Here is a 12112-nt window from a genome sequence, read left to right as displayed (position 1 = left end):
GCACCACGGATCAGCGGGTTACCATTATCCCCCTATTCAGTAGGAATTGATGCGAAGAAATCGTTTTTGCGCCTAAAGCCGGCGCCGAAAACGGACATGCCGTCCTCTCCCCATGCCGGGGAGAGGACGGGTCATGCGGCCATCTTCACGTCGCACATTCGGCCCTCGTCGAGATCGAGTTCGAACACCGCGCACGGCACCTCGGTGCCGCGCCCGCGCGAATGGCGGGGGACGATATCGCCGGTCGGCCGGAAGCCGAGCTTGGTCAGAACCCGGCCTGAGGCGGGATTGTCGACGAAATGCCCGGCGCGGACATGCTTCACGCCGAGCGCGTGGCGCGCCATCTGGATCACGGCGCGCCCGGCCTCGGTCGCATAGCCGCGGCCCCAGGCCGAGGGCGTCAGCCAATAGCCGAGTTCCCAGGCATCGTCATCGAGCCACATCGCGATGGTGCCGACAATGCGCGGATACTCCGCCTCATGGCTGAGGATCACGAAGCGCGCGTCCTCGCCGCCGCGCGGGCGGGCGAGGAATTCCTCGGCATCGGCGAGCGTATAAGGCCAGGGCGCGCGCGACAATTTCGTCACGACCGCCTCATGGGCGATCGCCTGGGTCAGCGCCGGTGCGTCCTCGGGCCAGCCGGGGCGCAGCGTCAATCTTGCAGTCCGAGCGAACATGGTACTCCTCCTCGTCGGTCGCATCGCCGCTCGCACGCCGGGATGACGCGGGGACGACAATGGGTGGGGAGGGAGCATGAAAAAAGGGAGCCGGGGCGACCCGTCTCCCTTTTTCGGTTCTCTTGCGAAAACCCGGGTCGCCCAAGTGGGCAACCCGACCGGTTACCCGTTTTATTCGGCGGCAGCCGCCATAATCTCTACCGAGCAGAATTTGCGTCCAAGCTTGCCTTCCTTGAACGACACGCGGCCGTCCACGAGGGCGAACAGGGTATGATCCTTGCCCATGCCGACATTGGTGCCCGGATAGAACTTCGTGCCGCGCTGACGCACCAGGATGTTGCCCGGAACGACCACTTCACCACCGAACTTCTTCACGCCGAGACGACGGCCGGCCGAATCGCGACCGTTGCGCGAGGAGCCGCCTGCTTTCTTATGTGCCATCTGAAACTACTCCTTACGCCTGGGCGGCCGGGGCTTCGCCCTCAGCTGCTGCGGGGGCTGCATCGGCCTTCTTCGCCTTGGCCTTCTTCTCCTGGGCACCGATCGCGGTGATCTTCAGGATCGTGTGCTGCTGGCGATGGCCGTTCTTGCGGCGATAATTGTGACGACGCTTCTTCTTGAAGATGATGACCTTGTCGGCCTTCGCCTGGGCGATGATCTCGGCGGAGACCGTCAGGCCCTCGACCGACTTCAGCTCCGAGCCTTCGCCTGCAAGCAGGACGTCAGCGAGCGTGATCGACGCTCCCGCTTCGCCGTCGAGCTTCTCGACGACGATCTTGTCTCCAGCGGCAACGCGATACTGCTTGCCGCCCGTGCGCACCACTGCGAACATGGCCTCAATCACTTTCCAAATGCATGTGCCCGCGCAGGCATGCCCGGCGGGAGAAGGGGCGCAGCTAAGGGAGACAGGCGATTCTGTCAACGCCGAATTGCCCTTCCGCCGGTCGGCGGGGCCATGCCGGGGCGATATAGGGGCTCGTGCGCGAGTCGTCCACGCCACGGACGTCGTCAGGGGACGGTCGCCGGGCGATACTGGACGAAGGAGATGACGTTGCCGTCCGGATCGCGGACGTGGAAATCCGTGCCGCCCCAGGCCTGTTTGACGAGCCCCTGCGCGACCTTGACGCCGCGGGTGCCGAACTCCTCGAACAATGCCTTGACGTTGCTCACCTCGATCGTCGCCAGGATGAGCGAGCCTTCACGCGCCGCCAGCTCGGCGAAATTGGGCTGGTGCACGAATCGCAGGTGCAGGCACAGGCCGTCGCGCGACACGGAGCCGTAAAAGGGCGGGTTGCCGTGAAGGAAATCCACCGTGAAGCCGAGCTTCTCGCCGTACCAGGCGGCTGCCGCCGCGACGTCGCGCGCGAACAGGATGGGCGTGATGCCCTTCAGTGACGGCGGCGCAGGCTCCGCCCTTGGCTGCGCCAGGCCATCCAGGCCGGCCTTGAGCGCCGCCCAGGTCGGGAAGCCCGCTTCGACGGCAATGATCTCCTGCGCGAGGCCGAGGGGCAGAGGCATGTCGAGCGCCTCGCGATCGGTGAGGTGGCGATAGCGGTGCAACAGGCGGAGCTTGCCGCCGACGGAATAATTGCCCTCGCCATGCCAGCGGACCAGCAGCTTGGCGTGTTTGCGATAGGTTTCGAAACTGGGCATGGCATGGGCTCCGGCTGAGAGTGTCAGCGGGCGGGCCTGGCCCTTTCGGCACCATGCCGATGCACCCCGGGAGAGCGGTGTGAGACTAGGTTTTGCGCCTGCGCCCTGTCAATCGACCAGCCTCGGTAGCCAAGTGGCAGCTAGGTGATTGTGCTCGCAGGGCCACAGAAACTCAAATACGTCCGGGTTGGTCCTAATTACCATGGCGCGGGGGAGGATAGCGCATAGGCTGAGGTCATAAGGGGGACATCCCCCGTAAAAATGAGGGGACCTCCAATGCGTCGATCGATGTTTTCCATCCTGTCCGTATCCGCCTCGGCGCTCGCGCTATCCGCACCCGCCCACGCCCAGACCGCGCCGCCTGTGCAGGAAGAGGATGCGACTCCGGAGGATACGATCATCGTGACCGGTACGCGCGTCGCCAATCGCACCGCGTCGGACAGTGCCGTGCCGATCGACGTCATTTCCTCCAAGTCGCTGGAGGCATCGGGCCTGGGCGAGACCAACAAGATCCTCAACCAGCTCGTGCCGTCGTTCAATTTCCCGCAGCCTTCCATCTCGGACGGCTCCGACGTGCTGCGCCCGGCGACCTTGCGCGGCCTGAGCCCGGACCAGACGCTGGTGCTGGTCAACGGCAAGCGCCGGCACGTCTCCGCCCTGCTCAACATCAACGGCACGGTCGGCCGCGGATCGGCCGCGGTCGATCTCAATACCATCCCGGCGCTGGCGATCGAGCGGGTCGAGGTGCTGCGCGACGGCGCTTCGTCGCAATATGGCTCGGACGCGATCGCGGGCGTGATCAACATCCAGCTCAAGAAAGCCGCCAATGGCGGCCGCGCCCAGGCGAGCTTCGGCAAATACATCACGACCCTGGACGGCGTGGACAATGTCACCGGGCTGCAGACGACCGGTGGCGCGCCGTTCCTCAGCACCACCGATTCGCGCGTGTTCGCGGTCAACTCGAACGGCGAGCGCAAGGCGCGCGACGGCGAGTTCACGACGCTCGCGGCGAATATCGGCGTGCCGATCGGCGAGGGTTATGTGAACCTGACCGGCGAGTATCGCGACCGCAACGCGACCAACCGTTCCGGCGCCGATATCAGGCCCAATTATAACCGCCCGACCGCCGCGTTCGACCCGCGCGAGCTGACCTTCAACCGGCTCAACTTCAAATATGGCGACGCGAAGACCGAGGACTACAATGTCTTCGTTAATGCAGGCGTGCCCGTCGGCGGGCTCGAGCTTTACGCCTTTGGTTCCTACAGCCACCGCGACGGCCTGAGTGCGGCGAACTATCGCCAGCAAGTGACCGCCGCCAACCGCGATTATGGGTCGATCACGCCGGCGACGACGCCGAGCGCCGCCAATTTCACCGCGCTGACGCCCGACGGCTTCCTGCCTTATATCGCCACCGACCTGGACGATTATGCGGCGACGATCGGCCTCAAGGGCGACGTGATGGGCTGGGGCATGGACCTGTCGATCGGCACGGGGCGCAACCAGTTCGACTACCGCGTCGAGAACAGCCTCAACACGTCGTTCGGCACGGCGAGCAAGCGCAACTTCGATGCCGGCGGCCTGGCCTTCCGCCAGATCGTCGCCAATGCGGATTTCTCCAAATCCTATGATGTCGGTTTCGCGACACCATTGTCGGTCGCTGTCGGCGCCGAGTTCCGCAACGAGAATTTCAAGATCCGGCCGGGCGAGGTGCAATCCTATGCCGCCGGGCCGCTGTTTCAGCCCTCGGTCGCGACGACGGCGGCCAACTGCGTCACCTTGGGCGGCGTCTATACGGTGGCGACCGGCATCTGCAGTTTCCCGGGGCGTGCCGCGGCTGCGGGGGCGCAGGGCTTTCCCGGTATCCCCGCATCGGCGACCACCGATCGCAGCCGCAGCAGCTATGCCGCCTATATCGAATTCGACACCGATATCGTCGAAGGCCTGACCAGCACGGTCGCCGGCCGTTTCGAGCATTTCACCGATTTCGGCAACACGGTGAATGGCAAGCTGGCCCTGCGGTACGAGTTTACGCCCGGCTTTGCGCTGCGCGGCTCGATCTCAAACGGCTTTCGCGCACCGTCGCTCCAGCAGCAATATTTCACGACGACGTCGACCAACTTCATCGGCGGCCTTCCGGTGGATATCAGCACGCTCGCGGTCGATAGCCCGGTCGCAAGGACGCTCGGCTCGAAGCCATTGAAGCCGGAAAAATCGCTGAACCTGAGCTTCGGCGCGACAGCCAATCCGTTGCGCGGGCTCAACATCACGGTCGACTATTACAACATCAAGATCCGCGACCGCGTGGTGCTGACCGAGAATCTCGGCGCGGCGGGCAGCGGCACCGCGGTGGTCAACGCGGCCGTGAAGGCGATATTGGACGCAAATGGCTATCAGAGCGTCGGTGCGGCGCGCTTCTTCATCAACGGCCTGGATACGACCACCCAGGGCGTCGATGCGGTGGTGAGCTATCGCACGCCCGTGAGCGGGTTCGGTACCTGGAACCTGACCGCGGCGTACAACCACAGCAGCAACAAGATCGACAAGCGCCTCAACGCGCTTGGGCCGCTCGCGGCGATCCCGAACCTCGTGCTGTTCGGGCGGGTCGAGGGAATCCGCTTCACCGACGGCCAGCCGAGTTCGAAACTGGTGCTGAGCGCCGAGGGCGACATCGGAGACTTCGCCATCACCGCCCGCACGACGCGCTATGGCGAGGTCGTCGCGCCCGATGCGGCGACGCCGATCGCCAACCCGACCAGCCTGGTCGATCTGGGGCCGGACGATCAGGTGCTCAGTGCGAAGTTCATCACCGATCTGGAGATCCGCTATACCTTCGCGAAGACGGTGACCCTGGCGATCGGATCGGACAATATCTTCGATGTCTATCCCGATCGGCGGCCGACCGGCGCGCGCCCGGCCGCGGTGGGCGGCGTCTATCCCGCCAATTTCCAGTATCTGCCCTATACCGGCTTCTCGCCGTTCGGCTTCAACGGCCGATTCGTGTATGGGCGCGTGGCGATCAACTTCTGACCTGAAGCTCGGCATGAAAAAGGGGAGCTTCGGCTCCCCTTTTTTATTCGCTGACGTTCACGCCCGACGCTTGATCAGTGCTTGTGCTCGCGGCGCAGCTGATAGCGCCCGTCGGCGAAATCGGTGAACAGGTCGGAGATCGCCGGATGGTCGATCGGCTCGTCGGTGTCGTCGGCGATCAGGTTCTGCTGGCTGACATAGGCGACGTAGCTCGATTCCATGTTCTCCGCGAGCAGATGGTAGAAGGGCTGGTCCTTACGCGGACGGATATTCTCCGGAATCGCTTCATACCATTCCGCACTGTTGGCGAAGATCGGGTCGACGTCGAAGATGACGCCGCGGAAATCGAACATGCGATGCCGCACGACATCGCCGATGGCAAAGCGCGCATGGGACACGGGCGGCAGGGGGATCGTCGCGTCGAAGGGGTGAGCAGGGATATGGGCACGAGGCATGACGTCAATCTAAGGACTCTTTTGCGCTGCACAAGCGGATAGGCGCGAACCGGTGCTTGTGCGGCGATTGGCTTTGCGTTAGAGGCCCGCGCTCTTCGACCGGTACCCCTTGCTTTCACGGGCCTGGGTTGCTCGCAAAGACCTCTGCGGAGAGGTGCCAGAGTGGTCGATTGGGACGGTCTCGAAAACCGTTGTGCCGCAAGGTACCGTGGGTTCGAATCCCACCCTCTCCGCCACCTGGTCTTCGATATCAGCGATGAAGCAGAGACTGAGCAGGAAACCGCTCCGCTTCATTTCCGTCCGACTCCTTCGCCGTCGGACTCTGCTCAAGAGTCGGTCACACTTCAGGTGGCACGTCAGCATTGATGCTTTAAAAGCCCATTGTTATGGTCTATAGGATATTGGTCGGGCAGGCGAAGAATAGGCGCCGTCGGACGCATTATGGAGAGGGGCGGGCTATGAAGCATGGCTTCGAGAGGATTCGGCATCTCCTGGCGGGAGCCGTCCTGATCACAATCGCATCCGGTCCAAATCAGGCGCAGACGCCGTCCGGCGCCGGAGCGGCCGATGCCAGCGCGCCTCGTGCGGCGACGCCGTCCGATGTCGATCTCGGCAAACTCGATCTCGACCATGCCGATCCCAACGTGCCGAATATATCTGGATTCTGGCGCCCCGATCCCAAGGTGCCGCTCGAACGCTTCTTCCTTCTCGACGGCACGCAATTGCCGCTCCGCGACGCCTATGGGCAGGACAAATTCCCTTACCAGCCGGCGTGGCAGAAAGTCTATGACGCGCGGCGGCAGGCAGAACGGGCCGGACATCCTTATGGCGATCCGAGTGCACTCTGTTGGCCGAACGGCTTGTACAAGGATTATGTCGGCTATCCTGCGCCGCTGGAGATCGTCGAGGCTCCGGGCCGCGTGCTGTTGATGCACGAGCGGATGTCGCCCGTCAGGCGCGTCTATACCGATGGTCGAGGCCATCCGGGCCCCGACGACCTGATCCCGACCGCGAATGGTCACTCGATCGGGCATTGGGAAGGCAAGACGCTGGTGGTCGACACCATCGGCCTTCGCAAGGAATTCTCGCTCTCCGCATCGCCCGGCATGCCGCATTCGGAAGCGCTCCATGTCACCGAGCGGTTTACTCGAACCGATCCGGTGACGCTGACGATCGAAGTGATCCTCGACGATCCCGTCGCCTTCACGCAGCCCGTCAAGAACATCCTGGTCTACAAGCTCTGGGTTCATGATGAGATGGGCGAAGATTTCTGTCTCGACGGCAACAAGTACGTCGCCGACGAGAATCTGAGGATCCATATGGACATGACCGAGAAGAAGCACTTCGGGTTCGATCTTCCGCAATAAGCCGAACATCCCGTCGCCTCGCGGTGGGCATGCCGACTGCGGTCTCGGCCGGGCTGCGACATCCATTCCGCTTCGCGACCCTGTGCTCCTGGCCGCGGCATTATTCCAAGGCTCTTGCCGGGAGCGCCGGCCTGCGATAAAGCTTAAAACCTATAATATAATGTTATATATAAATAGCTGAATCGCGTCGATACGGGCAAAGCCGGGCGCGTGAAATGCAAAAAAAGGAGGGAGAGGAGCATGACCAAGGCGGTGAAAGTCTATATGGCTGGGGCGGCGCTTGCCTCGATGGTCGCGGGTACGGGTATGGCGCGCGCCCAGGAGGTCGCGCCTGAGAAAGCTGCCAGCCCCACGGATCAGAATGCCGCGTCACCCGACGACATCATCGTCACCGCGCGCCTGTCCAATGAGAATGCGCAGCAGGTGCCGGTGACGATGGACATCCTCGGCAGCAAGCTGATCCAGTCGGCTCAGGTCAACAGCGTCGACGATCTCCGCAAATTCTCGTCCAGCCTGGACATACGCACCAAGGCCGACAACACCGTCGACGTCACCATCCGGGGTGTCGGTTCGTTCGGCCTCACGCCGGGTGTCGGCTTCTACAATGACGGCGTCCAGGTCTTCGAAGGCCAGACTGCGCGGTTCAGCGACCTGGAGAGAATCGAGGTTCTAAAGGGGCCGCAAGGGACGCTCTATGGCGGCAGCAATATCGGCGGAGCGATCAAGTACATCACCAAGCGGCCGACCGATACCTTCCAGGGAGAGGCGTCGATCGAGGCGGGGAATTACGGCACGCGGAACGGCGATATCGCCGTGTCCGGGCCGATCATCCCAGGCGCGCTCGATGCCCGGATCAGTTATTCCCACAATTATACGGACGGCTATATCTATAATCGGGTGCTCGATACCGACAAGGCGGCCAAATCCACCGAGGATGGTTTACGGCTGACCCTGGCGCATGACAGCGCCAGGACCAGCGCCACGTTGTACCTTGCCGCCAACTGGCTCAAGACCCAGAACTCGAACGATTATCCGACGCCCGCTTCTCCCGACGACGTCACCTATACGATCAACCACGGTACTCAGAACATCTTCGTGCGATCCATCTATTCGGGATCGCTGAATATCGAGCACAAGTTCAGCGACGATCTGGTGCTGACGTCGATTTCCTCGGCGTTCCATTCGAACTATCGGACCGTCACCGACGTCGACAAGATCGCGCTGCCGATCCTGACGGGCTATGCGCATGGGAGCCGCGATGTCTTCAGTCAGGAACTACGCCTGGCGGGGGACGATCACACCTCGTTCAAGTGGCTCGTCGGCGCCTTTTTTCAGGCCAACAATCCAACCCGCAGGCTGGACTCGGTAACGTCGAGCGGCGCGGTCTCGACCAGCGACGCGCGCAACCAGAACCGCGAATATGCGGTATTCGGCGATGCCACATACTCGGTGGGCAATTGGGAAATCGAAGCGGGCGCGCGGCTCGGCCGGTCGATCGCGAAATTGTGGGATCCGCATGCCGGGCTGGTAGGAGAAACGGCCACGACCGCGTTCCTTCCGAAATTCTCGCTGACGCATAAATTCACTCCGGACATCATGATGTTCGGAACGATTTCGCGCGGCCAGACGCCGGGTGGGCTTTTCGAGGCCTTCGTCGCGCCGACCGTGCCCCAACTCATCACCTATCGTCCCGAAAAGACCTGGAATTACGAACTGGGTATCAAGACGACATTGCCCGGTCGGGTGCGCTTCAATGCGTCGGTATATTATATAAGATACACCGACCGCCTGTATCAGACGACGCAATTGCAAACGACGCAGACCGTCACCGTCATCCGGAACGTCGGCGCATCGAACAATTATGGCGCGGAGTTCGACCTTTTCGTCCCGTTGCTTCCTGGACTGGAGGCCAGCGGCAGCTTCAGTCTTCTTCGCGCGGAATGGAGCAGCGCACTCTTCTTCGATCCGAATACGAAAACAACGATCAATTTACAGGGGCTCACCGTCCCATACGCACCCGAATATCAAGGACGCATCGGCCTGGAATGGTCGCATGACATCGGCGGCGGCTTCAAACTCGGCGCGCGCGGCGATGTCTCGTTTGTCGGAACCGAATATTATTATCCGGTCGGCCGATATCACGGCAAACCATATCGGATCGCGAATCTCGGCGCCGATATTCAGAAGGGCAACTTACGCCTCTACGCCTATGCGTCGAACCTGTTCGATCATCGTTATTATTCGCACTTTTTCAGCGCCGCGGAATTAGGGGCGCCACGATCCGCGGCGCAGATCGCCGCTCCCCGGCAATGGAAGGTTGGATTGGCCTATAAATTCTAGGTGACCGGTCCCGAGGCGGCGCCGCGCCGCTCCGGGGCAGGCCGCCGGCCGACATGAACGAGAGCAGCACGCCGATCCGATCGGCTCATCGGACTGAAAGGAGAACAACATGCGGACGTTGGCGATAATTGGCGCGGCAGCGCTGGCAGCAACCCTATCGAGCGGCGGCAGCCGGGCGCAGACCCCGGTCCAGAATGTCGTGCAGATTCCGTCCTTGTCGGCCGACGCCGCCAAGATCATCGGCGACACCTGCATCGAATTTTCCAAGAAGAATGGCTGGCGCGAAGCCGTGACCATCCTCAATGCCCGAGGCCAGGTAATCTACTTCTTCCGCGTCGAGGGCACGACCGACATGGGAATGGAGACGTCGCGGCTGAAGGCCGAGGGTGCGCTCTATTCGCGCCGCGTCGGGCGAGACACCGGTCCGCTCAATCCCGAACTCATTCGCCTCAAGAATGTCCTCATGTCCCCCGGCGGCATCCCGATCATGGTCGGGAAGGATGCGATCGGAGCGATCGGTGTCGGCGGCGGCGTGAGCATCAACGATCACCAATGCGCGATGGCCGGCCTGGAGGCGGTCGGCCTCGCGCCGAAGGATGTGCCGCCAGCCGCGCTCGCGCCGCATTCGGCGGACAAGCCGTGAACGGCAACCCCGGCCGACCCGGATCATGTCAATCTCGATGAAGTCACCAACCCCCAATCAGGAGCAGCTGCCGTGAAACCGATCACCCATTTCATGCTGGCCGTCACAGGTTGCGTCGTTGCGTTGTCAGCTGCCATCGCCATGCAGCAGGAGGGCGGTAGAGCCGCCGCGCCGAACCAACCCGCCGCCCCGCCATTGCCACGAGGGCCGATGAGCTTTTTCGTGACGAGCGAACCGATCGGCGATGGCGGAAATCTGGGCGGCATCGCCGGCGGCGACGCGCTTTGCCAGCGGCTCGCCGCCGCCGTCGCCCGCGGTGGCGTGACGTGGCATGCCTATCTTTCCACTCAAGGCCCGAATGCGGTCAACGCGCGCGATCGCATCGGCAAGGGGCCGTGGTTCAACCAGCAGGGCATGCAGATCGCCGCCAATCTCAGCGAATTGCATGGCGACACGCTCGAACTGGCACGCAAGGGCATCATGCTCGGCGGCCCGACCGGGTTGAGCGAAAAGGGGCAGCGCATTTCCGGCTTTGGCGAGATCGGCAACGCCCATGACATCATGACCGGCACGCAGCCCGACGGTCGCGCTTTCCCGGATGGGACGGACAAGACCTGCCACAATTGGACCAGCGATCGCGAGGGATCCGCGCAACTCGGCCATGTCGACAAGGTCGGCGGCGGTAACGGCTCATGGAATTCCTCTCATGCCAGTCGCGGATGCAGCCAGGACGACATGCGCCGGACCGGCGGGCAAGGTCTCCTCTACTGCTTCGCCGTCGACACCAATTGACCGCTCGTACCGGTTCGACGGGATGCCGCTCCCTCCGCGCTCAGTCGGGAATGGCGAAGGGGTCGCCCGGGAAATCCGTCCGGGCGACGTTCATCGTCATCGCCAGCATCGCATAATAGCCGCAGAGCCCGACCAGTTCGACGACGCCGCGTTCGCCAAGGAGGTCCCGGGCGTCGCCATAGACCTCATCGGTCACGAATCGGACGCAGTGCAGATCATAGGCGAACGCATAGATCGCACGTTCGTCAGGCGCCGCGTCCACTGGTTCCCGGCCGCCGCTCAATGTCGCGATCGCGGCTCGCGAGACGCCTGCGGCCCGAGCCAGTGGTGCGTGCACGTCCCATTCATAGGCCTGTTGCCAAATGCGCGCGGTCACCAGGATCGTCCATTCCCTGAGCCTTGCGGGCACCGAGCAGCGATAGCGGAGGAACTCTCCGAGCCGTTGCGTCCTGTCCGCCAATTCGGGGCTGCGCAGCATCACGACGAAGGGCCCCCGTACCTGTCCGCGCGGGCTGTTGATCAAGGCTTTCGATGCGTTGCGCTGAGCTTCGTCATATCGGCCTGGGTCGATTTCCCCCAGGCGACTCCGTCCGGGGGGAATATCCAGCGGAGGAAGGTCGCGCACGTTTCTCGTTCCTTGTCCGAATCCGCCACCTTGCCGGAGCATGTATCTAAAACCTAGTCAAACAGACTTAACTGGCCTATGAAAGAATCGGACAAGGCGGTCAAGCGATGCGAACTGCCGGGCAATGCTGGAGTTGAGGATGACCATGGATCGCTTTTTCCGGCTGGGCGGAGGAGGTGTCGCGTTGGCGATTGCTTCAATTGGCCCATTTGCGAGCGCGCCGGCGGTTGCGCACCATTCCTTCGCCATGTTCGACGCCACCAAGCAGGTGGTCCTGGAAGGCACGGTGCGAACGATCGAGTGGACCAATCCGCATGTCTGGATTGAATTGGTCGTCTCGCAGAAGGGACAACCCGTCATCTACCGGATCGAGGGCGGCAGTCCGATCAGTCTGGGGCGAAAGGGGTGGACCCGGACCGCAGTAAAGCCGGGCGATAAAGTCATTCTCACGATCAATCCGTTGAAGAACGGCAATCCTGGCGGGGCGGTGAAGAAGATCCAACTCGCCGACGGACGGGCCTTCGAGGCGTGAT

The 12112-nt window shown here is 62.7% G+C and carries 12 protein-coding genes and 1 tRNA gene; 7 read left to right on the top strand and 6 right to left on the bottom strand.

Features of this window, described 5'->3' with window-relative positions; all coding sequences use genetic code 11:
• Positions 1-131 precede the first annotated feature (131 nt).
• The 4 genes from AC1RT8_RS15775 to AC1RT8_RS15760 all read right to left on the bottom strand — a co-directional run bounded on the left by AC1RT8_RS15775 (position 132) and on the right by AC1RT8_RS15760 (position 2330).
• On the bottom strand, positions 132-677 hold the full coding sequence (locus AC1RT8_RS15775) for a GNAT family N-acetyltransferase (RefSeq protein ID WP_493076606.1): 546 nt from the start codon (positions 675-677) through the stop codon (positions 132-134).
• Positions 678-848: 171 nt separating this feature from the next.
• The gene (gene rpmA, locus AC1RT8_RS15770) at positions 849-1118 is read right to left on the bottom strand and encodes a 50S ribosomal protein L27 (protein WP_493076605.1); all 270 of its coding nucleotides are present in this window, start codon (positions 1116-1118) and stop codon (positions 849-851) included.
• 13 nt (positions 1119-1131) lie between these two features.
• Positions 1132-1509 carry a 50S ribosomal protein L21 gene (gene rplU, locus AC1RT8_RS15765; RefSeq protein ID WP_493076604.1) on the bottom strand — a complete coding sequence of 126 codons (378 nt, stop codon included), beginning with the start codon at positions 1507-1509 and terminating at the stop codon, positions 1132-1134.
• A gap of 176 nt (positions 1510-1685) precedes the next feature.
• Entirely contained in the window at positions 1686-2330 is a 645-nt protein-coding gene (locus AC1RT8_RS15760; protein ID WP_493076603.1) for a glyoxalase superfamily protein, read from the bottom strand.
• 276 nt (positions 2331-2606) lie between these two features.
• On the opposite strand from AC1RT8_RS15760, the gene AC1RT8_RS15755 reads away from it, so the two are divergent.
• Entirely contained in the window at positions 2607-5357 is a 2751-nt protein-coding gene (locus AC1RT8_RS15755; RefSeq protein WP_493076602.1) for a TonB-dependent receptor plug domain-containing protein, read from the top strand.
• A gap of 74 nt (positions 5358-5431) precedes the next feature.
• Here AC1RT8_RS15755 and hspQ read toward each other — a convergent pair whose 3' ends face one another.
• Positions 5432-5812, bottom strand: coding sequence for a heat shock protein HspQ (gene hspQ / locus AC1RT8_RS15750; protein WP_272627605.1), 381 nt, complete (start codon positions 5810-5812; stop codon positions 5432-5434).
• Positions 5813-5960: 148 nt separating this feature from the next.
• On the opposite strand from hspQ, the gene AC1RT8_RS15745 reads away from it, so the two are divergent.
• From AC1RT8_RS15745 to AC1RT8_RS15725, 5 genes are all read left to right on the top strand, one after another.
• Positions 5961-6048, top strand: a tRNA-Ser gene (locus tag AC1RT8_RS15745).
• A 222-nt stretch (positions 6049-6270) separates the two neighbouring features.
• Entirely contained in the window at positions 6271-7179 is a 909-nt protein-coding gene (locus AC1RT8_RS15740) for a hypothetical protein (RefSeq protein WP_493076601.1), read from the top strand.
• A gap of 240 nt (positions 7180-7419) precedes the next feature.
• Entirely contained in the window at positions 7420-9519 is a 2100-nt protein-coding gene (locus AC1RT8_RS15735; protein WP_493076600.1) for a TonB-dependent receptor, read from the top strand.
• A gap of 109 nt (positions 9520-9628) precedes the next feature.
• Complete coding sequence (locus tag AC1RT8_RS15730) at positions 9629-10162, top strand: GlcG/HbpS family heme-binding protein (RefSeq protein ID WP_493076599.1); 534 nt, start codon at positions 9629-9631, stop codon at positions 10160-10162.
• 210 nt (positions 10163-10372) lie between these two features.
• Complete coding sequence (locus AC1RT8_RS15725) at positions 10373-10954, top strand: hypothetical protein (RefSeq protein WP_493076598.1); 582 nt, start codon at positions 10373-10375, stop codon at positions 10952-10954.
• A 40-nt stretch (positions 10955-10994) separates the two neighbouring features.
• Here AC1RT8_RS15725 and AC1RT8_RS15720 read toward each other — a convergent pair whose 3' ends face one another.
• Positions 10995-11477, bottom strand: a complete 483-nt coding sequence (locus AC1RT8_RS15720; protein ID WP_493076597.1) for a carboxymuconolactone decarboxylase family protein — start codon at positions 11475-11477, stop codon at positions 10995-10997.
• Positions 11478-11718: 241 nt separating this feature from the next.
• On the opposite strand from AC1RT8_RS15720, the gene AC1RT8_RS15715 reads away from it, so the two are divergent.
• On the top strand, positions 11719-12111 hold the full coding sequence (locus tag AC1RT8_RS15715) for a DUF6152 family protein (protein ID WP_493076596.1): 393 nt from the start codon (positions 11719-11721) through the stop codon (positions 12109-12111).
• Position 12112: the final 1 nt, after the last annotated feature.

This window comes from Sphingomonas sp. GW821-FHT10F11 (assembly GCF_058809095.1).
This window is presented reverse-complemented; position numbering and strand designations above follow the sequence as displayed.